The organism is Mycobacterium sp. JS623, from assembly GCF_000328565.1.
Taxonomy (GTDB): domain Bacteria; phylum Actinomycetota; class Actinomycetes; order Mycobacteriales; family Mycobacteriaceae; genus Mycobacterium.
In genome coordinates this window covers 6,204,491-6,229,584 of sequence record NC_019966.1, presented here as the reverse complement: position 1 = coordinate 6,229,584, position 25,094 = coordinate 6,204,491, and the positions used below count along the sequence as shown (strand labels likewise).

The window sequence follows — 25,094 nt, the reverse complement described above, 5'->3', positions numbered from 1 at the left end:
CCACGGTACACCGAAGTACCAGGGAAACAGCTGGGAGTGATTCACGATGACCGACACCGCAGTGACCGTCGAAGCGAAGCCCCCGACAACTCCGGGCAGGATGCCCCCGGCGGTGCGGCTGCCCAAGCCGGTCCAGATGGTTCTGATGGCTGGGTTCCGCCGTCGGTTCCTGCGATATGCGGGTAAGCGGCACGGCTCCGTGTTCGCTATCAATGTTCCGTTCTTCGGCCGTAGCGTGGTCGTCTCCGACCCCGCGCTGGCGCGGCAGGTTTTCCTCGCGAGCACCGACGACCTGATCAACGTCCAACCGAACCTCAGCCGGATCTTCGGGCCGGGCTCGGTCTTCGCGTTGGACGGCAAGGAACACCGGGCCCGTCGCAAGCTGCTCGCCCCGCCGTTTCACGGCCAGAGCATAAAGAACTACGAAAAGATCATCGAAGAGGAAACGCTGCGCGAAACTGCGTCGTGGCCCGAAGGCGTCGAGTTCCGCACGCTCGAGCCGATGAATCGGATCACGCTGAATGTCATCCTGCGCACCGTGTTTGGCGCTGATGGCGCAGAACTCGACTACCTGCGCGAGATCATCCCCCCGTGGGCCGAGCTGGGGTCGCGGATGGCCACCCTGCCCGAGCCTCCGTTCAACACCGGGCGGCACAGCCCGTGGGGCAAGCTCGCCGAGTTCCGCCGCAACTTCGACCGCATCGTGTTCGCCTTGATCGAGAAGGCCCAGGCCGACCCGCATCTCGAAGACCGCACCGACATCCTGGCGCTACTGTTGCGCAGCACATACGAGGATGGCACTCCGATGTCGAGCCAGGACGTATCCGACGAACTGCTGACGCTGCTGGGTGCGGGACATGAGACCACCGCGTCGACGCTGGGGTGGGCGTTCGAGCGGCTGCGCCGCCACCCCCACGTACTGGCCAAGCTGGTCGCGGAGAACGACGAGGACGGTAACGAGTACCGCCAGGCCACAATCCAAGAGCTGCAACGGAACCGGACCGTGATTGACTTCGCCGGCAGGCATGTCCAAGCCCCGCATTTCGATCTCGGCGACTTCCGGATTCCACACGGCTACACCGTGATGATCGCGATCTCGAACGTGCAGTCCAACCCCGAGATCTTCCCGAATCCCGAACGTTTCGACCCGGACCGATTTGTCGGCACCAGGGCGCCGACGGCATGGATCCCGTTCGGTGGCGGCACCCGGCGTTGCATCGGTGCCGCGTTCGCCAACGTCGAGATGGACGTCGTATTACGAACGGTCATGCGCCACTTCGTGATTGACACCGACGACGCCCCAGAGGAGAAGGCTCACTTTCGGGGCATCGCGTTCACACCGAAGGACGGCGGCCGAATCACGGTGCGCCGCCGCAAATCGGCAGCGTCCGCCTAGACTTCTGCGCGCTTCGGCAGCTTCCAGCCGGGCCGCGGGAAGTGGCACGTGTACCCGCTGGGGTAGCGCTTTAGGTAGTCCTGGTGCTCGGGCTCGGCTTCCCAGAAGTCGGCCGCCGGCGTCACCTCAGTGACCACCTTGCCCGGCCACAGCCCTGACGCGTCGACATCGGCGATGGTGTCCAACGCGATGCGCTTCTGCTCATCGTCGACGTAGAAGATCGCCGACCGGTAGCTGGTGCCGACGTCGTTGCCCTGCCGATCCTTCGTGGTCGGATCGTGGATCTGGAAGAAGAACTCGAGCAGGTTGCGGAAATCGGTCTGGGACGGGTCGTAGACGATCTCGATCGCCTCGGCGTGGCCGGGGTGGTTGCGGTAGGTGGCGTGCGCGTTCTGTCCGCCGGTGTAGCCGACGCGAGTGTCCACTACGCCGGGCTGCTTGCGGATCAAGTCCTGCATACCCCAGAAGCAGCCGCCGGCGAGGATTGCCTTCTTGACGGAGTTGGATGCGCGATTCGCCTCCGGCTTCTCGCTAATGGTCACGCTGTCTCCTCTTTTGTGAACAAAGACTTGTATTGCCCATATCCTTCCGCCTCGAGGTCGTCGAGGTGGATGAACCGCAGCGCCGCCGAGTTGATGCAGTACCGCAGCCCGCCGTCGTCGCGCGGCCCGTCGTTGAACACGTGGCCGAGATGGCTGTTCCCGTGTGCGGAGCGGACCTCGGTGCGGATCATCAGGTGCGAGACGTCACGTTTCTCTATCACGTTGCCTGTGTCGAGCGGTTTGGTGAAACTCGGCCAGCCGGTGCCACTGTCGAATTTGTCGACCGACGCGAACAGCGGCTCACCCGACACGACGTCGACGTAGATGCCCGGCTTGTGGTTGTCCCAGTACTCGCCGGTGAAGGGCCGTTCGGTGCCGTTCTTCTGCGTCACGTAGTACTGCTCCGGCGAGAGCGCGTCAACCGCGGCCGGATTGTTGTTGTATTGCTGCGACATAGTGCCTTTATAACCGCGCGGCGCGGGCGGTTAATCCCATGTTTGTCGCTACCGTTAATAGATGCGCTCAGCCGCGGTGGTCCTTACCGCCCTCGTCCTCGCCGGATCGGGTGCGCCCGCCGCGTCGGCCACGACCGCACCACCTGAGGTATCTGACGCCGCTGGCATCGTCTTCACCGACAACTCGTCGATCGTCGACGCTCGTCCGGTGCCCGTCGAGTCATGGAGTCGCGTCGGCAACGACCAGGCCGTGGCGGTGCATTTCACCAGCGGGACCCCTGCATGCAACGGCGTGCACGCCACCACACAGGAGACTGCAGACGCGGTGACCGTCACGTTGACCGGCGGCTCGCTTCCGGCAGTGGCGGGTCGGATGTGCATCATGCTCGCGGTGACCGGCACGCTCGTCGTCCCCCTCAAGAGCCCGCTCGGCGACCGGCAGGTGCTCAGCGCCGCTTAGCGCCAGAGCGCGCCGAGTCGACGACCGCGATGGTCTTCGAGGCGACCGCGTCGGGCTGATAGATCATCATGTTGTGCCCGCTGCCGCCGACGATCACGTTGTCCGCCCATAGCGTGTCGGCCAGCAGCGTGTTCGCGCGGTGCACCTGGAACTTGGTGAACTCCTCAGGGCCGATGGCCGCGCGCGGCGGGAAGACGTCGGAACTCAGCACGACGGCGGGCACCCTCGGTATGGCCAGCGGCGGCGCCGCCTTGATCGCGGCGAACGCGTCGTCGGCGAGGAATCCCTCGCCATCGGGTGCGGGTGTCGGCGTTCGCGCAGACTGGTCGAACTCGGCGTCCTGATCTGCTCGGCCCAGCCCCGGCAGATACTCCGACGTCGGGTCGACGAAGACCAGGCCACAGACCAAACTGTGGTGGGTCCGCGCCAGCAGATCGGCGATGAGTCCGCCGTAGGAGTGGGCGACAACCACCATTGGAGTCGAAAGTCGGGCCGCCGCAATCAATTTCACGACGTCGAGGACGTCCTGCTGAACGGAGTGAGGTTGGGGCACGGGGGTCGATCGATAGGACCCGTCCTGCCGGGTGTTGGGCCTGTCGTAGGCGCACACCCTGGTGGTCGTCGCGATCGCGGGTGCCGCAGCGCTCCAGACATCGGCGTAACTGCCCTTGCCTGGGATGATGAACACCGTCGGCGAGCCGGTGCCCTGACAGCTGAGGAACAGCTGGCGGCCGCCGCCGATGTCGACGGGTCCCGAGAAAGCGGCGCGCGGTTCCGCGGCGCAACCCGCGAGGACGACCAGCGCGAAGATGAACCCGAGCAGGGCCTTCACTCACCTGACGATACGACCGGGTGCTCGACAAATACAGGTAGAACGTGTTCTAGTTCTTCGGGTGACGAGCAAGACGTTCACCCGCGAGGAGCTGGCCGCGGCGTTCGAGAAGTTCGAGGCGACCGTCGATCGGGCAGCGCAGACGCGCGACTGGGATCCATGGGTTGACCAGTACACACCCGACGTCACGTACGTCGAGCACGCGGCGGGGACCATGCACGGCCGCAACGAGGTGCGGCCCTGGATCTGGTCGACCATGGAGAGCTTCCCCGGCAGCTACATGACGTCGTTTCCGTCGCTGTGGTCGGTGATCGACGAGTCGACGGCGCGGATCATCTGCGAGCTCGACAATCCGATGCGCGACCCCGGCGACGGCACGATCATCAGCGCCACCAACATCTCGATCATCACCTACGCCGGTGACGGTCTATGGTGCCGCCAGGAGGACATCTACAACCCGCTGCGGTTTGTCGCCGCGACGCGGAAGTGGTGCCGCAAGGCTCAGGAACTGGGCACGTTGCCCGACGAGGCGGCAGCGTGGATGCGGCAATTCGGAGACGCGAAGTGAGCGCGAAACTGGTCATCGGCGCCAACGGGTTCCTCGGCTCCCATGTCACAAGGCAGCTTGTCGCCGGAGCCGCTGCGGCGGCGACATCGGGCAGAGCCGGGCATGACATTCGAGTCATGGTCCGGCCGAATGCGATGACGATCGGCATCGATGACCTGGCCGTCACGCGCTACCACGGCGACATCTGGGACAACGACACCTTGCGTGAAGCGATGACCGGTGTCGACGACGTGTACTACTGCGTGGTCGACACCCGCGGCTGGCTGCGTGATCCCGCGCCGCTGTTCCGCACGAACGTCGAGGGCACCCGCAATGTGCTGGAGGTCGCCAAACATGTGGGCCTGCGCAAGTTCGTGTTCACGAGCAGCTACGTGACGGTCGGCCGCCGCCGCGGCCACGTCGCGACGGAAGAGGACACCATCGATCTGCGGGGTGTGACGCCGTATGTCCGGTCCAGGGTCCAGGCCGAGAACATCGTGCTGACCTACGCCGAGGAGCACGATCTGCCCGCCGTTGCGATGGGCGTGTCGACCACATATGGCAGCGGCGACTGGGGCAGAACCCCCCACGGCGCGATCATCGCGGGCGCGGCGTTCGGCAAGCTGCCGTTCGTGATGAGCGGCATCGAACTGGAGGCGGTAGGGGTCGAGGATGCCGCGCGCGCAATGATTCTCGCCGCCGAGCATGGCCGCGTCGGGGAGCGTTATCTGGTCTCGGAGAAGATGATCAGCAACGCAGAGGTGGTGCGTATCGCCGCGGAAGCGGCCGGGGTTCCGGCGCCTACCAAGTCGATTCCGTTACCGGTGTCCTACGCGTTGGCGGCTGCGGGCAGCATCAGGGCGAAGTTACGTGGCACCGACGAGCAGCTGTCGGTGGGCTCGCTGCGTCTGATGCGCGCAGAAGCGCCGGTCGACCACGGCAAGGCGGTTCGCGAATTGGGTTGGCAGCCAAGGCCGGTCGAGGAATCGATCCGCGAAGCCGCCCGATTCTGGGTCGGTCTGCGCGACGCCAAGCGCAAGAGCAAAACCACCAGTTGAACGGCGCGCCGAGCGGCGTTTAGTCGCTGGCCTTCGTCGTCGGCGCGCTACTAGCCTCGGGTGACATGACGGAGAAACTGCACGTCGACCTGTCCGGTGCGCCGCAGACGATGCTGGCGACCTTCTACGCCAAGGCTTTGGACGCCGACCTTGACCACCCGATCCTGGGTGACCGGTTCGCGAAGGAGATCGTCGACCGCATCGACTACGACTGGAAGAAGACGTCGATCACGGCGACGAACTCGCCCGCGGTGACCACGCGCAGCGCGCACTTCGACCACTGGGCGCGCCAGTTCCTCGCGGTGCACCCCGAAGCCGTTGTGCTGCACCTTGGCTGCGGCCTTGACGCCCGCTTCTTTCGGTTGGCCCCGGGACCCGGTGTCGAGTGGTACGACATCGACTATCCCGATGTCGCGCACCTGCGTCAGCAGCTCTACCCGAGCCACGACCACTACCACGTCGTCGCCGCATCGGTCACGGACCCGAGTTGGTTTGCCGAGATTCCGCGCGAGCGGCCAACTCTGATGATCGGCGAGGGCCTGACCATGTACCTCACCGAAGAGGACGGCGTCGCGCTGCTGCGCCGCGTCGTAGACCACGCCCCGTCCGGCGAATTGCAGTTCGACGCGTTCAACCGTCTTGGCATCAAATCGCAGTGGACCAACACGGTGGTGCGGCGGTCAGGAGCGACGCTGCGCTGGGGCATCGACGGACCCGACGACATCACCGAGGCGGTGCCCGGGGTGCGGTTGCTGTCATGGGTGTCTGCCCTGGAATCAGATGCGTTTGCGCACGTGCCCTGGTACTACCGGTGGACCCTCAAGACCATGAAACGCGTTCCTGCCCTTCGCTTTATGGCCCAATACCACCGGTACGCCTTCTGAGCGCGTGTGGCCAGCTTGCGCCCCGGGTCTGACAATTACGGCGTCCGACGGGCAGCCTTCTGAGCGCGTATCCCCAGCACGGGCTGGCGAAGCTGGCCGGGGCCCCAGCCCGCAGCCCACGGCCAGCGGCCGCGGTCGTCGGACCAGACCAGCTGCAACGCGCGGATATCCGGACCACCCAGTGCCACAGCAAAATTCAAATGTGCATCGGGATGGTCCACCTCGACGATCTCGAGCAGCGGGCCATCGCCCACAGCAATGTGCGCGCCCAGCCCGAACACGCGCCCGCCCACCGCGGCCCCCGCGACATCGTTGAGCAGACGAGCCGCGCTCTCCTGCGGCAGTCCGGTCACCAACAGTTCCGGCAGCCCGCGAACGTGCAGCCCGATTGTGTAAGCAAACGGGAGCCGATCGTCCTCCACGGCTTGCACCACCCAACCGTGCAGCTGGATGATCGCGCGGAGTTCGTCGAGGTATTCCTCGGTGGCGCCGTTGGGGTTGTCGCATTGCCAGCACATGACCGCACCTTCCCGTCGTGATTACGGCCAGCTTGCGCTTGGAGTCCGACAACCCAGCACCGGTTGGCGCCGTCGACCATCGCAGAACGTGGCAGTCCACGGCCAGCGGCCGCGGCCATCGGCCCACACCAACTGCAGCGCCCGAATCTCGGGTCCACCGAACGCAACTGCGAACTTCAAGTGAGCGTCAGGGTGACCCATCTCGACGATCTCGATTTGTGGACCCGACGGCACCTTGAACTGACGGCCAGGGGTTAACTCCTCGCCGGCCACCGCATCACGGGCCACTGTGTTCAGCAATCGGGTGGCGCGCTGCGGGGATACCGCCGTCATCAACAATTCGGGCAGTCCCCAGTCATGGAGTCCGATCGTGTACGCCAAGGGGGTCCGGTCGCTTTCGACGTACTGCACCATCCAGCCGCACTTGCGAATCGTCTCGCGCACCTCGTCGAAGTAGTCCTCGATCGTGAGATCGGGGTGATCACACTGCCAGCACATGCCGCGCCTCTCTGCGTCGTCGTTGGAGCACAGCCTGCACCCGCGGTCCGACAAGTCACCGGCCCTGCCAGAATCGGACGGTGTCCACGCCAGGTCCCGTCAACGGTCGCGTTTCGAACTGGTTCACCGAGTACCCGTCATTGCGGCCGCCGTTGCCCGGTCATCGCGACGCCGACGTGTGCATCGTCGGCGCCGGGTACACCGGCCTGTGGACGGCCTACTACCTGAAGCGAGCCGACCCGACGCTGCGCATCGTCATCCTCGAGGCCCGCTTCGCCGGCTTCGGCGCGTCGGGACGAAACGGCGGCTGGCTCTCCGGGCTGGTGCCTGGCGACCGCAACCGGATGGCCCAGCTATACGGCCGCGACCGTGTGCTTGCGTGGCAGCAGGCGCTCAACGAGGCCATCGATGGGGTCATCGACGTCACGACCGCCGAGGGCATCGACGCGGGCATCGTGAAGGGCGGCACGATGCACATCGCCCGCAACGCTGCACAGGCGTCGCGCCTGGCCGCCGAGCTCGACGAGGAACTCAGCTGGAAGGTCGACGGCATCGCCCCGTTGACGAAAGCCGAAGCGGCCGAACGGATTCAGTTCGACGGCGTGGTTTCGGCCTATCACACGCCGCACTGTGCCCGGATCCAGCCCGCACAGCTGGCGCGCGGGTTGGCCGACACCGTCGAGCGGCGCGGTGTCGACATCTACGAGGACTCGCCCGTCACCTCGATCGAACCGGGTCGCGCGGTCTCCCCACTTGGCACCGTCAGCGCGCCGATCGTGCTGCGCGCCACGGAGGGCTTCACCGCACGCATGAAGGGCCTGCGGCGCCGCTGGCTTCCGATGAACAGCTCGATGATCGCCACCGAGCCGATTCCGGAGAGCGCCTGGGCATCGATCGGCTGGGAGGGCCGCGAAACCGTCGGAGACACCGCGCACGGGTTCTTCTACGCCCAGCGCACCGTCGACAACAGGATCGCGATCGGCGGACGCAGCGTGCCGTACCGATACGCGTCACGCACCGACGTCGACGGCGCGGTGCCGGAGCGCACCATCAGGCATCTGACGGCGACCCTGCGCTCGATCCTGCCGCAGGTTCGCGACATCCCGATCGCGCACGGCTGGTGCGGCGTGCTGGCCGTGCCGCGCGACTGGGAGGCCAGTGTCGTTCTCGACAAGGCAACGGGTCTCGGCTGGGCGGGCGGCTACGTCGGCCACGGCGTCACGGCCACGTACCTCGCCGGTCGCACACTGGCGGACCTGGTGCTCGACCAGCGCAGCGCGCTCACCGAGCTGCCGTGGGTCGGCCACCGGTCACGGAGCTGGGAACCCGAACCGCTGCGCTGGATCGGGGTGCGCGGCATGTACCTCGCCTACAAGGCCGCAGACTGGCACGAGTCGCGCGGCCGACGGACGACGTCACCGATCGCGGTCGTCGCCGACAAGATCGCCGGCAGACCCCACTAGCCCGCTTCGGCCTTTTCCTTCAGGCGTTGCAGCGTCAACTTGATGTGCTCGGCGTTGGCCGAAGAGCGGTCCATCACCCCGGTGGCCAGGCCGCCGGGCTTCACGAACCAGCCGGGTCGGCGGTCCCACATCCGTTCGGTCAGTCGGCAGCCGTCGCCTTCGGCAGCTATGTCGTAGCGCCAGTGCGCGACGGGGATCCCGAAATAGCCGACGTCAAAGGCGAACGCTCGACCGGGTTCGGCGTCGGTGACGGTGCACTTGGTGCTCCACTGCCGCATTCCGTTGCGGTTCGTTCCCTTGAACACCGCGCCAGGCCGCGCGGAGTCGCCCTTCAGCCATTTCATCGCTGCGGCCTCCTCGGCGCATGCGGCAAGCGTCGAGAGGTCGGTGATCAGGTGGTACACCCGCTCGGGGTCGGCATTGATGCTCACCTCGGCCTGCGCGCATGCGGCGCCCGGATCAGTCATGGGGCGATCGTAGGTGGCAGGTCGGAAGAAATGGCGGGTCTGCACATGTTGCGCTGGATAGCTTGGATTAGGACCGGCGTCAGGAGAATGGTGATGTCCAATCGACCCGTACTCGAGCCCACCGCGGCTCATCCGATCACCGTCGAACCGACGGGCAAGCACGTGACCGTGCGCATCAACGGCGAAGTGATCGCCGAGACCGACGACGCGCTGACGTTGCAGGAGTCGACCTATCCCGCGGTGCAATACATCCCGCCCAGCGACGTCGTTGCCGCGAGGCTGAAGCCCAGCGACACCGAGACCTACTGCCCGTACAAGGGCGACGCCAGTTACTACCACGTCGTCACCGAAGCCGGAACGACCGTCGACGACGTGATCTGGACCTACCAGCAGCCGTATCCGGCGGTGGCGCAGATCGCTGGCCACGTCGCGTTCTATCCGGACAAGGCCGACATCTCCGTCGGGCCGGCAGGGGCGTAGCGCCTCGGCGCTGGACTCCGCATAACCTGACGAGGTGGATAGTGCGGTCAGCTTCGACGGACCGGCCAGCCCAGCGCTGACCCTGGCGCCGTTGCGCCGCGGCCGCGGTGACCCGTGCTACCACGACGACGCCGACGGTGCGATCTGGCGGACCAGCCTGATGCGCAGCGGACCCGTCACCGCGCGAATCACCAAGTCGGCGACAAACGTCGTCGACTGTGAGGCATGGGGTACGGGCGCAACGGAATTCGTTGAATCGCTGCCCGCGTTGTTGGGTGCCCACGACGATGCGTCGGGCTTCACGCCAACGGAGCCGACCATCGCTGCCGCGCACCGGTCGGTGCCGCACCTGCGGCTGGGCCGCACGGGACGGGTACTCGAGGCGTTGATCCCCGCCATCCTCGAGCAACGGGTGTACGGCATGGACGCACGCCGCGCATGGCGCGCATTGGTGACCAAGTTCGGCTCGCCTGCACCGGGTCCCGCTCCTGCCCACATGCGGGTACCGCCGCCTGGTGACGTGTGGCGGCGCATCCCGTCCTGGGAGTTCCATCGCGCCAACGTCGACCCCGGTCGGGCCCGCACCATCGTCGGTTGTGCGCAGCGGGCGGATTCGCTGGAGCGGCTGACCGGCCGGGCACCGCAGGACGCCCGCACGGCGCTGATGTCGCTGCCCGGCGTTGGCATATGGACGGCCGCCGAGACCGCTCAACGGGCATTCGGCGACGCCGACGCGCTGAGCGTCGGTGACTACCACCTCGCCGCCATGGTCGGCTGGCGGCTTCTCGGCCAAGCGATCGACGACCCCGCGATGGAGGAGTTGCTCGAGCCGCTGCGGCCGCATCGCCACCGTGCCGTGCGACTGCTCGAGGTCACCGGACGTGCACATGCCCCCCGGCGGGCGGCCCGCCAGGCGATACCGAAGCTGCGCGCGCTCTAGTCACGATTACCGTCGCGTTGGTCCGGGTACCCGTCCCGCATGACTGAGTTCACCATCCCCGGCATGTCCGAGAAAGACGGCAATAAGATCGCCGACCTGCTGCAGAAGCAGCTCAGCACGTACAACGATCTGCACCTGACGCTCAAGCACGTGCACTGGAACGTCGTCGGCCCGAACTTCATCGGCGTACACGAAATGATCGATCCGCAGGTCGAACTAGTCCGCGGATACGCCGACGAAGCCGCTGAACGCATTGCGGCGCTTGGTAAGTCGCCGCAGGGCACACCCGGCGCGATCATCAAGGACCGCACCTGGGACGACTACTCCGTCGAGCGAGACACTGTGCAGGCGCACCTGGCCGCGCTGGATCTTGTCTACACCGGCGTGATAGAGGACACCCGCAAATGCATCGACGCGCTCGAGGATCTTGACCTGGTATCGCAGGACATGATCATCGGTCACGCCGCTGAGCTGGAGAAGTTCCAGTGGTTCGTGCGTGCGCATTTGGAGAACGCCGGCGGTCAATTGGCCAACCAGGGCGCGCGGACCGAACGGGCCGCCGCAACCAAGGCCAAGAAGAAGGCACCTGTCAAGTAGCGGGTGCTGCCTCACTCGAGCGCATCGTCGCGCACGCGTGACTCCTCCGTTGGACGTGATGCCTGTGCGGTGAGGGCTGCACGAACAGGGTGGCTGCGGATTGTGTTGCGCCTGAATTGTGTTGCGATGGAAACTTTTGCGACAGCAGCGTGATCTAGCGTTCCCCCACGGCATATTCGTCCACGGGGTTGTTGCGGGTGACGATGAGCGGGTCGGATTTGGTGAACGGGAAGTTCGGCAAGTCATCGATGTGCATGTTGAACGTTGCGGCAAGCACCTCACGGGAATACGCACTTGCCGACGCGCGGTAGCCGATGTCGCCCGGGGTGGGCTGGTCGAAGAAGATCGCGAAGTGCATGTCAGGGGCGTCGACGACCTCGATGTGATGCGGGTAGGCGCGCGGAATGAAGTACACGTCGCCCTCCTTCAGGCGCCAAGTATCAAGCGTGCCATCGGGATTCATCACCGTCATCCGTGCCGAACCCGCATGCACGTAGCCCATCTCGGCGGTGATCGGATGCCAGTGGGGTTCACGCATGCCGTCCTCGCGGATGCGCAGCGAGTACATCGACAGGTCCTTCAGCGCCGGCCAGAACTGCAGACGTGCCAGCCGCGCGGAGCCGACGGCGATGCCGATCGGTGGGCTCTGCGCCTCGACCGCGAATTTGTGCGGATCGTCGAACGCTGCCGTCGGTGGAACCACCGGATCGCCTGCGCGCCTGGCCAGCTTGCGGTCGGTAGTATCGCGTCGCACCTTGGCGAAGTCGGCGGAAGGCAGATCGTAGGTGTTGCCGAGCACGGCGTCGGTCATCGCGCCGAAAGCCGCTGCCAGACCGAAGTCTTCGGGGCGCTCGCTGCGGAAGGCAAGGATGAACTCCGCGGGTTCCTCGCCGATGTTCTCGATGTGGTGAAGCGATCCGGAGTCGATGTGGAACATCTCGCCTGCCCTGACCGTGAAGCTGGAAAACCTGCTGTAGGTGTCCAGCACCGAGACGAACGACGTGCCGGACACGCAGTAGGTGAGCTCGTTGCAGTTGGCGTGCCAGTGCGGGGTTCTCATTGCGTCGGGGTTGATGACGATCCGCTTGATGGAGATGCCCGACAGGATCGGCAGCGTGTCGGCGGTGACCCGCCTGATCGAGCCGAGGTCGTTCTCCTCGACGATCTCGCCGTCGATCAGTGAGGTGGCGTGTGTAGTTGGCATGGTCGAAAGCTTCCGCCCAGATCAGAGTTGTTACTCGCGAAATGAGTAGAACCGTGCGTTAACTCTGATCTCGGGCGGAATCAGCGTCGGGCATCCGCTCTCGCAGGCTCTCGTAGATCGGTGGTGATCCCACGAGGTACGCGACGAATACCGCCGCTGCGGTCGCCGCCATCATCGGCACGAGCACCTCGGTAGTGGCCGTCATCTCGGTCACGACGACCATCCCCGTCACCGGCGCGCGCACGGTGGCCCCGAAGAATGCGGCCATCCCGACGAGTGCCATCGGCACTGCCAACTGCGTTGCGTCCCCTGGCCATACCGCGTTGAACGCTCCGACGAACAGGAGCCCCCACAGCGCGCCGACGGCCAGCAGTGGCGCGAACAGTCCGCCAGGGACCGCAGCCGAGTACGACAGCGGCCCGGCGACGAAGCGCACGGCAAGGATTGCGATGACGGCGGACGCGGCGAGGTGCTGTCCGCCGAGGATCCGTTGGGTCAGGTTCTCGCCGCCACCGCCCGCGAACGGATATGCGAACATCGCGAGCCCGATGACGGCGCCGATGATCGCCGCCTTCGCCAGGGTGGGGATGCGGCGAATCGCGCCGACGTGGTCGAGGAACCACAACACCAATCCGTTGTATATCGCCCCCAGAGCGCCGGTCAGTAATCCGAAGGCGACGAAAACGGGCAGCCAGGCAAGGGCGGTATCGGTGATCGGCTCGACGTCGAAGTCGGCGTGGTTGCCCAATATCAACCGCGAGCAGGCCACGGCCGATGCAGCCGAAAACAGCGTCGCCAGAACGGTTTTCAACCGGAATGACTTGGTGACTTCTTCGAGCGTGAAAAGCGTGCCGCCGATCGGGGCGTTGAACGCAACCGCCAGGCCGGCGCCGCCCAACGCTGTCTGCATCATCCTGACCTCGGCGTCGGGCAACCGTGCGCGTCGCGCCGCTTCGGCTCCGATGGCCGCGCCCATGTGCACGGTCGGCCCTTCGCGACCCAGCACGAGTCCCGAGCCGATGCTCAGCACGCCACCGATGAACTTCGCAGGAAGCAATCGAATCAGCGGCGGCTGGGCCTCACCCAGAAACACCGCTTCGACATGTTGAATGCCACTTCCGGCGGCCAACGGCTCCCATCGCACGATCAGCGCGGCGAGGGTGGCGCCTGCCGCGGCGGCGGCCATCGGGACCAGCCAGCCAGGCCCCGGTAACTTGTGCGCCCAGTCGACGACATCGATGCGCAGGTCATCGGCTTTTTGCAGACACCAGCGGAACGCGCCGCCCACGAAGCCGATGAGCACGCCCGCGACGATCGCCGTTAGGCAGATGTGTAGCGAGCCCCGCATGGAATCGTCGGGCTCGGCCATGAGCCGGATGCTATCCGAGGTAGGCCGTGATGCGGGCGATGATCGCCGGCTTACCGGAGGCGTCAACGGCCAGGGCCTCCGCGACGCCGCTGCTGCGTCCGACCTGCAAAGCTGTTGCCTCATAACGGGATTCGGGTCCACTGTAAAACTGACGCAGAAAATTCACGCGCAGCGAGGCCGTGAGCAGAGGCTGGTCCCCGCGGCCGTCGTTGACAGCGGCCGAGCCGACCAGCTCCAGCGCCATCGCCGACACCCCGCCGTGCACGATGCCCAGGCTGTTGTTCAGCACCGGATCGGAGTCGGCCACCAGGACTTTCGTCGCGCCTCCCCTGCGGTGATGGTTGATCAAACCGCCGACGTGGTCGACGAGCATCGCCACCGCCGCGACGGTCGGTTGACCGGTGAGCGGGTTGGCCATCGCGCCCGCGGGGATGGAGGCAACGCAGCGCTGCGGGCCTTCCTCGGCCGTCACGATGCCGAACCGGCCCAGTGGCGTGCTCAGCGGATGTGACATCGCCGTCCGGGGTGGCGTGGACAGGGCTGGGCTTATACCCCTAGGGGGTATATAGTGGCCGGCATGACCGAGACACAGCATCAGATGCACGCCGAACATGCCGAGCACGGCGTCGAGCATGGTCATGCGGGCCACGGCGGTCACGGCGATCACTTGGCGCAGTTCCGCAGGCTGTTCTGGACCATGCTCGTGCTTGCTGTCCCGACGGTCGTGCTGTCCGGCATGTTCGCGATGATCCTCGGCTACGCCGTGCCGGACTTCCCAGGATCGAGATGGGTGTCGCCAGTACTCGGCACTGTGATGTACGTCTGGGGCGGACGGCCGTTCCTCACCGGCGCAATCAGTGAAATCCGTTCGCGCGCACCGGGAATGATGCTGCTGATCGGCCTGGCCATCACGGTCGCATTCGTCTCGTCGTGGGGCGCCAGCCTCGGCGTTCTGCCGCACAACCTCGACTTCTGGTGGGAACTCGCGCTGCTGATCGTGATCATGCTGCTCGGTCATTGGATCGAAATGCGGTCGCTGGCGCAGACCACGTCGGCGCTCGACTCGCTGGCCGCGCTGCTGCCCGACGAGGCCGAGCGCGTGACCGACGACGGAACCGAAACCGTCGCGCCGGCCGAGCTTCGAGTCGACGATGTGGTGGTCGTGCGGCCCGGTGGCAGCGTGCCCGCCGACGGCGTGATCGTCGACGGCGCCGCGGAAATGGACGAGTCGATGGTGACCGGCGAATCCCGGCCCGTGCGCCGCAGCGTCGGCGACGCCGTCGTCGCGGGCACCGTCGCCACCGACTCCGGCCTGCGCGTCAAGGTGACCGCGGTCGGCGACGACACCGCGCTCGCAGGCATCCAGCGGCTGGTGACCGAGGCGCAGAACTCGTCGTCACGGGCGCAGCGGCTTGCCGACAGGGCGGCCGCCTGGCTGTTCTGGTTCGCCCTTTCAGCCGCGATCGTGACCGCGGTGGTGTGGGGCTATCTCGGGCAGCCCGCAGACGCCGTGATCCGTACCATCACGGTGCTGGTGATCGCCTGCCCACATGCCCTTGGCCTGGCGATCCCGCTGGTGGTCTCCATTGCGACCGAACGCGCCGCGCGCGGTGGTGTGCTGATCAAGGATCGCCTGGCGCTGGAGAGCATGCGGACGGTCGGCGCGGTGCTGTTCGACAAGACCGGCACGCTGACCAAGGGCGAGCCGACGGTGACCGCGGTGGCCGCGGCGGGGTCTCACAGCCACGACGAGGTGCTGGCGCTCGCCGCGGCCGCGGAGGCCGACTCCGAGCACCCGCTCGCCAAGGCGATCGTCGAAGCCGCACGCCGCCGAGAGCTGAGGGTGGCCCCATCATCGGACTTCACCTCGTCGCCTGCCGTCGGCGTGACGGCACAAGTCGACGGCCACACCGTGCGGGTCGGCGGTCCGCGGATGCTCTCAGAGGCCGGCCAGGCAGAGCTGCCCGAGGTGGCACGCTGGCGCGACGAGGGCGCGATCATCCTGCACGTCCTTTCCGACGACACCGTCGTGGGGGCCCTGGCGCTGGCCGACGAAATCCGCGAGGAATCGCGGCAGGCCGTCGACGCCCTGCACCAACTCGGCATCCAGGTGGTGATGATCACAGGGGATGCGCAGACCGTGGCGGATTCGGTCGCCGCCCAGCTGGACATCGACCGAGTGTTCGCAGGTGTGAGGCCCGAGGATAAGGCCGCCAAGGTGGCCCAGCTGCAAGACGAAGGGCCTGGCGGGAGGCGGGGTGGCAGGCAGACCGTCGCGATGGTCGGCGACGGCGTCAACGACGCGCCGGCGCTGGCGCAGGCGGATGTCGGCATCGCGATCGGCGCAGGCACCGATGTGGCGATCGCCTCGGCCGGTGTGATCCTGGCCAGCTCGGACCCGCGCTCGGTGCTGTCGGTGATCCAGCTGTCGAAGGCCTCGTATCGCAAGATGAAGCAAAACCTTTGGTGGGCAGCGGGATACAACTTGATCTCGGTGCCCCTCGCGGCCGGCGTGCTGGCACCAATCGGGTTCGTCATGCCGATGTCGGTCGGGGCGATCTTGATGTCGATCTCGACGGTGGTGGTGGCGTTGAACGCTCAGCTGCTACGGCGCCTGGACTTGCGGCCGGAGGCTAGTGTGGCCGCCAATCTCTAAGAATCTGACTAGGCTTTTCGCAAACTTGTTTCCCGTAGTCGCAGCAGGGTACAGACTTGATTATCCATCACAGCTAACATTGTGGATGATTGGGCCCAGGATGTGATCTACCACTCACGGCACCGACAGTGTCGCAAACTCGACGAAAGCCCAACAGCGGCAACGTTATTCGTTCGTTATCGACGCCGAAATCCTCGGCAAGGCCAACCCGCCCGACGAGTATAGTTAGGTCTGACTAAGTTGGCATGTCAGGCGGTGTTTGTCATATCGTTTTCTCCACTTGTGGCGAGTGGGATAGGGCCGTCGTTCGATGTTGCACGAAGGCACCTCCATCGCCGATCCGGCTAATGCCGTCGTCGACGGCTGCCTTGTAGAAGCTTCGTAAGGCGTTGAGAAAAGGACAGGTGGGAATGGCGCCCAGCAGTCAAGGGCTGTACAACCCCGCGTTCGAGCATGACGCGTGTGGCGTGGCAATGGTGGCCGACATGCACGGCCGCCGCAGCCGCGACATTGTCGACAAGGCCATTACGGCCTTGGTGAACCTGGAGCACCGCGGTGCCCAGGGTGCTGAACCGCACACCGGCGACGGTGCGGGCATCCTGCTGCAGGTTCCCGACGAGTTCCTGCGCGCCGTCGTCGAATTCGACCTGCCCGAATACGGCAGCTACGCGACCGGCATGGCGTTCCTGCCGCAGTCGTCCAAGGACGCCGCCGCGGCCTGCGAGGCCGTGGAAAAGATCGTCGAGGCCGAGGGTCTCGAGGTGTTGGGCTGGCGCGAGGTGCCCACCGACGAGTCGTCTCTCGGCGCGCTGGCCCGCGACGCGATGCCCACGTTCCGCCAGCTGTTCATCGCGGGCGCCTCGGGCATGGACCTGGAGCGCCGCGCATACGTGGTGCGCAAGCGTGCCGAGCACGAGCTGGGCACCAAGGGGCCTGGTCAGGACGGCCCCGGCCGCGAAACCGTTTATTTCCCAAGCCTTTCCGGTCAAACCTTCGTCTATAAGGGCATGCTGACCACACCGCAGCTCAAGGCGTTTTACCTAGACCTGCAAGACGATCGGCTGATGAGTGCGCTGGGCATCGTGCACTCGCGGTTCTCGACGAACACCTTCCCATCGTGGCCGCTGGCCCACCCGTTCCGGCGCATTGCCCACAACGGCGAGATCAACACGGTCACCGGCAACGAAAACTGGATGCGCGCGCGCGAGGCGCTGATCAACACCGACGTGTTCGGTGCTCACAATCTCGACAAGATCGTGCCGGTGTGTACGCCGGGCGCCTCGGACACCGCGCGTTTCGACGAGGTACTCGAGCTGCTGCATCTCGGCGGACGCAGCCTGCCGCACGCGGTGCTGATGATGATCCCCGAGGCGTGGGAGCGCCACGAGTCGATGGACCCGGCGCGTCGCGCGTTCTACCAGTATCACGCTTCGCTGATGGAGCCGTGGGACGGCCCGGCGTCGATGACGTTCACCGATGGCACCGTGATCGGTGCGGTGTTGGACCGCAACGGCCTTCGCCCGTCACGCATCTGGGTCACCGAGGACGGCTTGGTCGTGATGGCCTCCGAGGCCGGCGTGCTCAACCTCGACCCGTCCACCGTCGTCAAGAAGATGCGGCTGCAGCCTGGCCGCATGTTCCTGGTCGACACGTCCAAGGGCCGCATCGTCGCCGACGAAGAGATCAAGGCCGAGTTGGCCGCCGAGCATCCGTATCAGGAGTGGCTCGACGCCGGCCTGTTCCACCTCGACGAGCTGCCGCCCGGCGACTACGTCCGTATGCCGCATCACCGGGTTGTGTTGCGCCAGCAGATCTTTGGCTACACCTACGAGGAGCTCAACCTGCTGGTGGCGCCGATGGCACGTACCGGTGCAGAGGCGCTGGGTTCGATGGGCACCGACACCCCGGTCGCCGTTCTGTCGCAGCGCCCGCGGATGCTCTACGACTACTTCCAGCAGCTCTTCGCGCAGGTCACCAACCCGCCGCTGGACGCCATCCGGGAAGAGGTGGTGACCAGCCTTTCGGGCACCGTCGGCCCCGAGGGCGACCTGCTCAACCCGACCGCGGAGTCGTGCCGCCAGATCACGCTTTCGAACCCGATCCTGCGCAACGCTGAGCTTTCGAAGCTGATCTGCGTGGACCCCGATCACGAGATCCGCGGACACAAGCACGGCATGCGCGCCGCGGTGATCCGCTGCCTGTACCCGGTCAACCGCGGCGGCCAAGGCCTGCGCGAAGCCCTCGACCGAGTGCGGGCCAAGGTGTCGGAGGCGATTCGTGACGGCGCACGCATCATCGTGCTGTCGGACCGTGAGTCCGACGAGTCGATGGCGCCGATCCCGTCGCTGCTGAGCGTTGCAGCCGTGCACCACCACCTGGTCCGCGACCGCACCCGCACCAAGGTCGGGCTCGTCGTCGAGGCTGGAGACGCCCGCGAGGTGCACCACATGGCCTGCCTGGTCGGCTTTGGTGCGGCCGCGATCAACCCCTACATGGCATTCGAGTCGATCGAGGACATGATCGACCGCGGTGCGATCAAGGGCATCACCAGCGACCAGGCCAAGGCCAACTACGTCAAGGCCGCGGGCAAGGGCGTGCTGAAGGTGATGTCGAAGATGGGCATCTCGACGCTGGCGTCCTACACCGGCGCGCAGCTGTTCCAGGCCATCGGCATCAGCCAACCGTTGCTCGACGAGTACTTCACCGGCCTGACGTGTCCGGTCGGCGGCATCGACCTCGATGACATCGCTGACGACGTCGCCGCCCGCCACGCGCTGGCCTACCTCGACCGGCCCGATGAGTGGGCACACCGCGAACTCGAGGTCGGCGGCGAGTACCAGTGGCGCCGCGAGGGCGAGTACCACCTGTTCAACCCGGACACGGTGTTCAAGCTGCAGCACTCAACGCGCACCGGCCAGTACTCGATCTTCAAGGAGTACACCCAGCTGGTCGACGACCAGAGCGAAAAGATCGCGTCGCTGCGCGGCCTGCTGAAGTTCAAGGACGGCGTGCGTACGCCGGTGCCGCTGGACGAAGTGGAGCCGGCAAGCGAGATCGTCAAGCGCTTCTCCACCGGCGCGATGAGCTACGGCTCGATCTCCGCCGAGGCGCACGAGACGCTGGCGATCGCGATGAACCGCCTTGGCGGCCGGTCGAATTCGGGCGAGGGCGGCGAGGACGTCCGTCGCTTCGAGCATGACGAGAACGGCGACTGGCGGCGCAGCGCCATCAAACAGGTGGCGTCGGCGCGGTTCGGTGTCACGAGCCACTACCTGACCAACTGCACGGACATCCAGATCAAGATGGCCCAGGGCGCGAAACCCGGTGAGGGTGGCCAGCTTCCGGGTAACAAGGTGTACCCGTGGGTGGCCGAGGTGCGGCACTCGACCCCCGGCGTCGGCCTGATCTCGCCGCCGCCGCACCACGACATTTACTCGATCGAGGACCTGGCGCAGCTGATCCACGACCTGAAGAACGCCAACCCGCAGGCCCGCGTGCACGTGAAGCTGGTCTCCGAGAACGGCGTTGGCACCGTCGCGGCCGGGGTATCGAAGGCGCACGCCGACGTGGTGCTGATCTCGGGTCACGACGGCGGCACCGGTGCCACGCCGCTGACGTCGCAGAAGCACGCTGGCGCGCCGTGGGAACTCGGCCTTGCCGAGACGCAGCAGACCCTGCTGCTCAACGGGTTACGCGACCGGATCGTCGTTCAGGTCGACGGTCAGCTCAAGACGGGCCGTGACGTGGTGATCGCCGCGCTGCTCGGCGCCGAGGAGTTCGGCTTCGCGACCGCGCCCCTGGTGGTGTCCGGCTGCATCATGATGCGGGTGTGTCACCTCGACACCTGCCCGGTCGGCGTGGCCACCCAGAACCCGGTGCTGCGGCAGCGGTTCACCGGCAAGCCGGAGTTCGTCGAGAACTTCTTCATGTTCATCGCCGAGGAAGTCCGGGAAATGATGGCCCAGTTGGGCTTCCGGACCGTCAACGAGATGGTCGGCCAGGTCGGGCTGCTGGACACCACGAAGGCCGCCGAGCACTGGAAGGCCTACAAGCTGGACCTGACGCCGGTGCTGCACGAGCCCGAGTCGGCGTTCATGAACCAGGACCTGTACTGCAGCTCGCGTCAGGACCACGGTTTGGACAAGGCGCTGGATCAGCAGCTGATCGTGCAGAGCCGGGAGGCCCTTGACTCCGGCACGCCGGTCCGGTTCTCCACCACGATCGCCAACACCAACCGCACGGTGGGCACGATGCTCGGCCACGAGTTGACGAAAGCCTATGGCGGACAAGGGATGCCCGACGGCACCATCGACATCACGTTCGACGGGTCGGCGGGCAACAGCTTCGGCGCGTTCGTGCCAAAGGGCATCACGCTGCGCGTCTACGGCGACGCCAACGACTACGTCGGCAAGGGCCTTTCGGGCGGCCGCATCGTGGTGCGCCCGTCGGATAACGCGCCAGCGGACTATGTCGCCGAGGACAACATCATCGCCGGCAACGTGATCCTGTTCGGCGCCACCAGCGGCCAGGTGTTCCTGCGCGGTGTGGTCGGCGAGCGGTTCGCGGTGCGCAACTCCGGTGCGCACGCCGTCGTCGAAGGCGTCGGTGACCACGGCTGCGAGTACATGACCGGCGGCAAGGTCGTCATCCTCGGGCCGACCGGACGCAACTTCGCTGCAGGCATGTCGGGCGGTGTGGCGTATGTCTATGACCCCGCAGGCGCGCTCGGCGAGAACCTCAACGCCGAGATGGTCGACCTCGACGAGATGGACGACGACGATGTCGCGTGGCTGCAGGAAATGATTCAGGCACACGTCGATGCGACGGACTCAGCTGTGGGACAGCGTGTCCTGTCCGATTGGGAGAACGAACTGAAGAACTTCACCAAGGTGATGCCGCGCGACTTCAAGCGGGTCTTGCAGGCGATCGCCAAGGCCGAACAGACCGGCGAGAACGTCGACGAGGCGATCATGGCGGCGGCCAATGCCTGATCCCAAGGGCTTCCTCAAGTTCACAAAGCGCGAGACCCCGCAGCGGCGGCCGGTCCCGCTCCGCCTGATGGACTGGAAAGAGGTCTACGAAGACTTCTCCCACGACGTCTTGCGGGAGCAGGCCACCCGCTGCATGGATTGCGGTATCCCGTTCTGCCACAACGGCTGTCCGCTCGGAAACCTCATCCCCGAGTGGAATGATCTGGTGCGCACGGACCGCTGGCGTGACGCGATCGAGCGGTTACATGCCACCAACAACTTCCCTGAGTTCACCGGCCGGCTGTGCCCGGCGCCGTGCGAAGGCTCCTGCGTGCTCGGCATCAACCAGGATCCGGTGACCATCAAGCAGGTCGAGGTCGAGATCATCGACAACGCCTTCGATCAGGATTGGGTCGTCCCGCTGCCGCCCCAGAAACTGACCGGCAAGACCGTCGCGGTCGTCGGATCCGGGCCAGCGGGCCTGGCCGCCGCCCAGCAGCTGACCCGCGCAGGCCACAAGGTCACGGTGTTCGAGCGCGACGACCGCATCGGCGGCTTGCTGCGTTACGGCATCCCCGAATTCAAGATGGAGAAGCGCCACATCGACCGGCGCCTTGCGCAGATGGAAGCCGAGGGCACCGTCTTCCGGGCCGGCGTGAACGTCGGCATTGACATAACAGCGCATCAGCTCCGTCAGGAGTTCGACGCGGTGGTGCTGGCCGGTGGCGCGACCGCATGGCGCGATCTGCCGATCCCCGGGCGCGAGCTCGACGGCATCCATCAGGCGATGGAGTTCCTGCCGTGGGCCAATCGGGTGCAGAACGGCGATCCGGTCGTTGACGAGCACGGTCTGCCGCCGCTGCACGCGAAGGACAGGAAGGTCATCATCATCGGCGGTGGCGACACCGGCGCCGACTGCCTGGGCACCGTGCACCGGCAGGGCTGCGCCAGCGTGCACCAGTTCGAGATCATGCCCCGGCCGCCGGAGACCCGGGCGGACTCCACGCCGTGGCCGGTGTACCCGCTGATGTTCCGGGTGTCTTCGGCGCATGAGGAGGGGGGCGACCGCGTCTACTCCGTCAACACCGAGGAGTTCCTCGGCAGCGACGGGCGCGTCACCGGGCTGCGTGGGCATGAGGTCGTGATGAACGCCGGGAAGTTCGAGAAGGTCGAGGGCACGGACTTCGAGATGGAAGCCGACCTGGTGCTGCTGGCGATGGGATTCGTCGGCCCCGAGCGCGAAGGTCTGCTGACCGACCTCGGCGTCGAAATTAACGAGCGCGGCAACGTTGCACGCGACGAAAATTTCGCGACCAGTGTGCCCGGCGTCTTCGTAGCGGGCGACATGGGCCGGGGGCAGTCGCTGATCGTGTGGGCAATCGCCGAAGGCCGCGCAGCAGCGGCCGGCGCGGACCGTTACCTGATGGGGGAAACAGCGCTTCCTGCGCCGATCAAGCCCACCGCCGTTCCGCAGCGCTGATCCTGTGCATTAGGTAGCGAACTGCTGCGACACGCAGCCTAATAAGCGGCATTTGCGTCCACTCGGGAGACAGTAGTCCCGATGACTGGCCGCAGACCGATCACCTATGCAGGCACCGAGCTAACTCGGCGCCACTTCCTTGCGGGTCTGTCGGTGGCGACGCTTGCCGGAGTGGGCTTGGCGCGATGGACCATCGGTGCGCCGCCACGGCTCGCGCAGGCGGCGACGGCGCCCCTAGCACCACCGGTTGTCGCGAACAGAATTCCGCTGCCGGGTAGTGGCGCATTGAGCAGCATCCCCGGCGACGGCGATCTGCTGGCGCTGACGCTGGACGACGGCGTCAACACCGATGTGGTGCGGGCCTACACGCAGTTCGCCAAGGACACCGGCGTGCGGCTGACGTACTTTGTCAACGGTCGATACGCATCATGGACCGATAACCGGGACCTGTTGCGTCCGCTCGTCGAGTCGGGCCAGATACAGCTCGGCAACCACACCTGGGCACATCCCGACTTGGCGACGTTGCCCAAAGACCAAGTGGCCGAACAACTTCGGCGCAACCACCAGTTCTTGATGCGAAACTACGGTGTCGACGCCCGGCCCTACTTTCGCCCGCCGTATGGCAGCCACAACCCCGTTGTCGACGGCGTCGCCGCCGAGCTCGGGTATTTCGTGCCGACGATGTGGTCGGGCTCGTTGGAAGACCAGAACATCATCGGTGAAGACGAGATCGTCAAGATGGCCAACAAGTACTTCAACCCGCAGGCCATTGTGATCGGGCACCTCAACCATCTACCGGTGACGCACGTCTATGACCAACTGGTCGACGTCATCCGGTCGCGCAATCTGCGCACTGTCACGCTCAACGACGTGTTCGCAAAGCCCCAGCAGCAGGCCTGATCGGAGCCGTCGGCGGGCCCTGAGTGTCGCGTCCATGGCGCAAGGGCTCGAGATTTTGAAGCAAGAGCGCAGAGCCAATGCAGCGGGTAGGGATGCGGCTGCAACGCTTCCTGTGCGGTGCCACAATAGTCCCAGCAGCCACTTCAGAAACAGCAGACGATTCATCGGCGTGCCTAGTTCAGTTTGCCGGATACTAGGTATCTAATGACTTGATGAGGGTTTTGCGGTAACGTAAGCCCCCGGTTCAGCTATTGCTATATCGCAGGAGTGAGCACCGTGTACCTCAACCCGCTGTCTCGGTCTCGGGTGAGTCGAATCGCCTGGTCATTGATCCGCCACCCCCTCAAGTGCCGCGAGTTTCCCGCCAAAGCCGAACGCCTGATCACCGCTGACGAGCTACTTCGTTACGGTGTCTAGCGAACCCTGACCGCCTCGGTTACGCCCAGCGGGCGGCATGAGAACCTACGTTTGCCTACCGTTATTTTATCGTTACCGTCCATTGTCTTTGCTGGTGAGCAGCCCGGAATCCCTGATCGCCTCGGCGAGCGGTTCAAGTACGGCGGGGGTATGCGGCGTCGGCAGATAGATGATCGCCAGATCCAGCCCCTCTTCCCCGAGCGCGGCCGCCTCGGCGAGCGCGTGCCCGTGGTCCAGCGGCTTGCCGTGCTCGAGGTGGTTGTCGCTCAACCGCACGTGCGAGGAGAGCATGATCTCCTTCGGATCCCTGCCGATGTCCGCGCAGTGTGCGGCGAGGACGTCGCGCTTTCGGGCGAACTCCGCCGGTGGCCCGCCGACGAAGTTCCAGTGCTGCGCATACTTGGCGGTGATGCGCAGCGTCCGCTTCTCGCCGCTGCCGCCAATGCAGATCGGCGGGTGCGGCTTCTGCGGTCCCTTCGGCTCGTTGCGCGCGTCCTTGAGCTGATAGAACTTGCCGTCGAACGTCGTGCTGTCCTTACTCAGCAGGCTGGTAAGCACCTGACAGGCTTCCTCGAACCGATCGAAGCGTTCCTTGATGCTGCCGAGCTCGATGCCGTAGGCGCCGGACTCCTCTTCGTTCCAGCCCGCGCCGATGCCGAGCTCGAGCCGGCCGTTCGAAACGATGTCGAGAGCCGACGCCATGTTGGCGAGCACGGCGGGGTGGCGATAGTGAATGCCAGTCACCAGCACGCCGACGCGAAGGCGATTGGTGGCCTGCGCGAGCGCCGTCAGGGTCGTCCAGCCCTCCAGGCAGGGCCCTGAGGAGTCGGAGAAAATCGGATAGAAGTGGTCGAAAGTCCAGCCGGACTCGAAAACGTCGATGTCGTCGGCGGCCTGCCAAACGGCGAGCATGTCCGACCACGTGGTGTTCTGCGGGGAAGTCTTGAATGCGAATCTCACG

23 protein-coding genes are annotated in these 25,094 nt (G+C 65.8%); 13 read left to right on the top strand and 10 right to left on the bottom strand.

What is annotated here, in order from left to right; translation table 11 throughout:
• Positions 1-46: 46 nt before the first annotated feature.
• The gene (locus MYCSM_RS30240) at positions 47-1,396 is read left to right on the top strand and encodes a cytochrome P450 (RefSeq protein ID WP_015309993.1); all 1,350 of its coding nucleotides are present in this window, start codon (positions 47-49) and stop codon (positions 1,394-1,396) included.
• Here the strand turns inward: MYCSM_RS30240 and msrA are convergent.
• Complete coding sequence (gene msrA / locus MYCSM_RS30235) at positions 1,393-1,932, bottom strand: peptide-methionine (S)-S-oxide reductase MsrA (RefSeq protein WP_198345133.1); 540 nt, start codon at positions 1,930-1,932, stop codon at positions 1,393-1,395. The two genes, MYCSM_RS30240 and msrA, sit on opposite strands and share 4 nt — an antisense overlap.
• Before the next feature lie 2 nt (positions 1,933-1,934).
• A complete protein-coding gene (gene msrB, locus MYCSM_RS30230) occupies positions 1,935-2,393 on the bottom strand; it encodes a peptide-methionine (R)-S-oxide reductase MsrB (RefSeq protein WP_015309991.1) in 459 nt (152 codons plus the stop codon).
• Positions 2,394-2,454: 61 nt separating this feature from the next.
• Here msrB and MYCSM_RS30225 point away from each other — a divergent pair, with 61 nt between their 5' ends.
• A complete protein-coding gene (locus MYCSM_RS30225) occupies positions 2,455-2,853 on the top strand; it encodes a hypothetical protein (protein ID WP_015309990.1) in 399 nt (132 codons plus the stop codon).
• Here MYCSM_RS30225 and MYCSM_RS30220 read toward each other — a convergent pair.
• Positions 2,840-3,685, bottom strand: a complete 846-nt coding sequence (locus tag MYCSM_RS30220; protein ID WP_015309989.1) for an alpha/beta fold hydrolase — start codon at positions 3,683-3,685, stop codon at positions 2,840-2,842. The genes MYCSM_RS30225 and MYCSM_RS30220 overlap by 14 nt on opposite strands.
• A gap of 61 nt (positions 3,686-3,746) precedes the next feature.
• Between MYCSM_RS30220 and MYCSM_RS30215 the strand changes: the two genes are divergently transcribed.
• The 3 genes from MYCSM_RS30215 (at position 3,747) to MYCSM_RS30205 (ending at position 6,174) form a co-directional block, all read left to right on the top strand.
• Positions 3,747-4,253: a nuclear transport factor 2 family protein gene (locus tag MYCSM_RS30215; RefSeq protein WP_015309988.1), complete on the top strand. Its 507-nt coding sequence runs from the start codon at positions 3,747-3,749 to the stop codon at positions 4,251-4,253.
• Positions 4,250-5,290 (top strand): NAD-dependent epimerase/dehydratase family protein, encoded by a 1,041-nt coding sequence (locus tag MYCSM_RS30210; RefSeq protein WP_041312864.1) that lies wholly within the window; start codon positions 4,250-4,252, stop codon positions 5,288-5,290. Before MYCSM_RS30215 ends, MYCSM_RS30210 begins: the two co-directional genes overlap by 4 nt.
• Before the next feature lie 65 nt (positions 5,291-5,355).
• Entirely contained in the window at positions 5,356-6,174 is an 819-nt protein-coding gene (locus MYCSM_RS30205) for a class I SAM-dependent methyltransferase (protein ID WP_015309986.1), read from the top strand.
• Positions 6,175-6,209: 35 nt separating this feature from the next.
• On the opposite strand, the gene MYCSM_RS30200 is transcribed toward MYCSM_RS30205, so the two are convergent.
• Together MYCSM_RS30200 and MYCSM_RS30195 are read right to left on the bottom strand one after the other, a co-directional pair.
• Entirely contained in the window at positions 6,210-6,692 is a 483-nt protein-coding gene (locus MYCSM_RS30200; protein WP_015309985.1) for a DUF4262 domain-containing protein, read from the bottom strand.
• A gap of 21 nt (positions 6,693-6,713) precedes the next feature.
• Positions 6,714-7,190 (bottom strand): DUF4262 domain-containing protein, encoded by a 477-nt coding sequence (locus MYCSM_RS30195; protein WP_015309984.1) that lies wholly within the window; start codon positions 7,188-7,190, stop codon positions 6,714-6,716.
• Positions 7,191-7,270: 80 nt separating this feature from the next.
• On the opposite strand from MYCSM_RS30195, the gene MYCSM_RS30190 reads away from it, so the two are divergent.
• On the top strand, positions 7,271-8,653 hold the full coding sequence (locus MYCSM_RS30190; protein WP_015309983.1) for an NAD(P)/FAD-dependent oxidoreductase: 1,383 nt from the start codon (positions 7,271-7,273) through the stop codon (positions 8,651-8,653).
• Here the strand turns inward: MYCSM_RS30190 and MYCSM_RS30185 are convergent.
• Positions 8,650-9,120, bottom strand: coding sequence for an SRPBCC family protein (locus MYCSM_RS30185; protein ID WP_015309982.1), 471 nt, complete (start codon positions 9,118-9,120; stop codon positions 8,650-8,652). The two genes, MYCSM_RS30190 and MYCSM_RS30185, sit on opposite strands and share 4 nt — an antisense overlap.
• Before the next feature lie 93 nt (positions 9,121-9,213).
• Here MYCSM_RS30185 and MYCSM_RS30180 point away from each other — a divergent pair, with 93 nt between their 5' ends.
• From MYCSM_RS30180 to MYCSM_RS30170, 3 genes are read left to right on the top strand one after another with little or no spacing between them, the layout of a single operon-like run.
• Positions 9,214-9,600 (top strand): DUF427 domain-containing protein, encoded by a 387-nt coding sequence (locus MYCSM_RS30180; protein ID WP_015309981.1) that lies wholly within the window; start codon positions 9,214-9,216, stop codon positions 9,598-9,600.
• A gap of 34 nt (positions 9,601-9,634) precedes the next feature.
• Positions 9,635-10,540, top strand: a complete 906-nt coding sequence (locus MYCSM_RS30175) for a DNA-3-methyladenine glycosylase family protein (RefSeq protein ID WP_015309980.1) — start codon at positions 9,635-9,637, stop codon at positions 10,538-10,540.
• 39 nt (positions 10,541-10,579) lie between these two features.
• The gene (locus MYCSM_RS30170) at positions 10,580-11,137 is read left to right on the top strand and encodes a Dps family protein (RefSeq protein ID WP_015309979.1); all 558 of its coding nucleotides are present in this window, start codon (positions 10,580-10,582) and stop codon (positions 11,135-11,137) included.
• Positions 11,138-11,291: 154 nt separating this feature from the next.
• Here the strand turns inward: MYCSM_RS30170 and MYCSM_RS30165 are convergent, their stop codons facing one another.
• Genes MYCSM_RS30165 through MYCSM_RS30155 form a run of 3 tightly spaced genes read right to left on the bottom strand, consistent with a single transcriptional unit; the run spans position 11,292 to position 14,224 of the window.
• Positions 11,292-12,341, bottom strand: coding sequence for a cupin domain-containing protein (locus tag MYCSM_RS30165; protein ID WP_015309978.1), 1,050 nt, complete (start codon positions 12,339-12,341; stop codon positions 11,292-11,294).
• A gap of 58 nt (positions 12,342-12,399) precedes the next feature.
• Entirely contained in the window at positions 12,400-13,710 is a 1,311-nt protein-coding gene (locus tag MYCSM_RS30160) for a ClC family H(+)/Cl(-) exchange transporter (RefSeq protein WP_015309977.1), read from the bottom strand.
• Positions 13,711-13,720: 10 nt separating this feature from the next.
• Positions 13,721-14,224 (bottom strand): PaaI family thioesterase, encoded by a 504-nt coding sequence (locus MYCSM_RS30155; RefSeq protein WP_015309976.1) that lies wholly within the window; start codon positions 14,222-14,224, stop codon positions 13,721-13,723.
• Between the two features lie 63 nt (positions 14,225-14,287).
• Between MYCSM_RS30155 and MYCSM_RS30150 the strand changes: the two genes are divergently transcribed.
• From MYCSM_RS30150 to MYCSM_RS30135, 4 genes are all read left to right on the top strand, one after another.
• Positions 14,288-16,366, top strand: coding sequence for a heavy metal translocating P-type ATPase (locus MYCSM_RS30150; protein ID WP_041312862.1), 2,079 nt, complete (start codon positions 14,288-14,290; stop codon positions 16,364-16,366).
• 410 nt (positions 16,367-16,776) lie between these two features.
• Positions 16,777-21,357: a glutamate synthase large subunit gene (gene gltB / locus MYCSM_RS30145; protein WP_015309974.1), complete on the top strand. Its 4,581-nt coding sequence runs from the start codon at positions 16,777-16,779 to the stop codon at positions 21,355-21,357.
• Positions 21,350-22,816 (top strand): glutamate synthase subunit beta, encoded by a 1,467-nt coding sequence (locus tag MYCSM_RS30140; protein WP_015309973.1) that lies wholly within the window; start codon positions 21,350-21,352, stop codon positions 22,814-22,816. Before gltB ends, MYCSM_RS30140 begins: the two co-directional genes overlap by 8 nt.
• Before the next feature lie 81 nt (positions 22,817-22,897).
• The gene (locus MYCSM_RS30135) at positions 22,898-23,716 is read left to right on the top strand and encodes a polysaccharide deacetylase family protein (protein ID WP_015309972.1); all 819 of its coding nucleotides are present in this window, start codon (positions 22,898-22,900) and stop codon (positions 23,714-23,716) included.
• 489 nt (positions 23,717-24,205) lie between these two features.
• Here MYCSM_RS30135 and MYCSM_RS30130 read toward each other — a convergent pair whose 3' ends face one another.
• Positions 24,206-25,093, bottom strand: a complete 888-nt coding sequence (locus MYCSM_RS30130; protein ID WP_015309969.1) for an LLM class F420-dependent oxidoreductase — start codon at positions 25,091-25,093, stop codon at positions 24,206-24,208.
• Between the last annotated feature and the right edge of the window lies 1 nt (position 25,094).

Bases quoted from the DNA above. Each gene is read 5' to 3' on its own strand.
- MYCSM_RS30165 (WP_015309978.1), bottom strand. From the start codon at position 12,341: ATGCCAACTACACACGCCACCTCACTGATCGACGGCGAGATCGTCGAG.
- MYCSM_RS30135 (WP_015309972.1), top strand. From the start codon at position 22,898: ATGACTGGCCGCAGACCGATCACCTATGCAGGCACCGAGCTAACTCGG.
- msrB (WP_015309991.1), bottom strand. From the start codon at position 2,393: ATGTCGCAGCAATACAACAACAATCCGGCCGCGGTTGACGCGCTCTCG.
- MYCSM_RS30195 (WP_015309984.1), bottom strand. From the start codon at position 7,190: ATGTGCTGGCAGTGTGATCACCCCGATCTCACGATCGAGGACTACTTC.
- MYCSM_RS30205 (WP_015309986.1), top strand. From the start codon at position 5,356: ATGACGGAGAAACTGCACGTCGACCTGTCCGGTGCGCCGCAGACGATG.
- MYCSM_RS30240 (WP_015309993.1), top strand. From the start codon at position 47: ATGACCGACACCGCAGTGACCGTCGAAGCGAAGCCCCCGACAACTCCG.
- MYCSM_RS30170 (WP_015309979.1), top strand. From the start codon at position 10,580: ATGACTGAGTTCACCATCCCCGGCATGTCCGAGAAAGACGGCAATAAG.
- gltB (WP_015309974.1), top strand. From the start codon at position 16,777: ATGGCGCCCAGCAGTCAAGGGCTGTACAACCCCGCGTTCGAGCATGAC.
- MYCSM_RS30185 (WP_015309982.1), bottom strand. From the start codon at position 9,120: ATGACTGATCCGGGCGCCGCATGCGCGCAGGCCGAGGTGAGCATCAAT.
- MYCSM_RS30155 (WP_015309976.1), bottom strand. From the start codon at position 14,224: ATGTCACATCCGCTGAGCACGCCACTGGGCCGGTTCGGCATCGTGACG.
- MYCSM_RS30160 (WP_015309977.1), bottom strand. From the start codon at position 13,710: ATGGCCGAGCCCGACGATTCCATGCGGGGCTCGCTACACATCTGCCTA.
- MYCSM_RS30180 (WP_015309981.1), top strand. From the start codon at position 9,214: ATGTCCAATCGACCCGTACTCGAGCCCACCGCGGCTCATCCGATCACC.
- MYCSM_RS30225 (WP_015309990.1), top strand. From the start codon at position 2,455: ATGCGCTCAGCCGCGGTGGTCCTTACCGCCCTCGTCCTCGCCGGATCG.
- MYCSM_RS30200 (WP_015309985.1), bottom strand. From the start codon at position 6,692: ATGTGCTGGCAATGCGACAACCCCAACGGCGCCACCGAGGAATACCTC.
- MYCSM_RS30150 (WP_041312862.1), top strand. From the start codon at position 14,288: ATGACCGAGACACAGCATCAGATGCACGCCGAACATGCCGAGCACGGC.
- MYCSM_RS30140 (WP_015309973.1), top strand. From the start codon at position 21,350: ATGCCTGATCCCAAGGGCTTCCTCAAGTTCACAAAGCGCGAGACCCCG.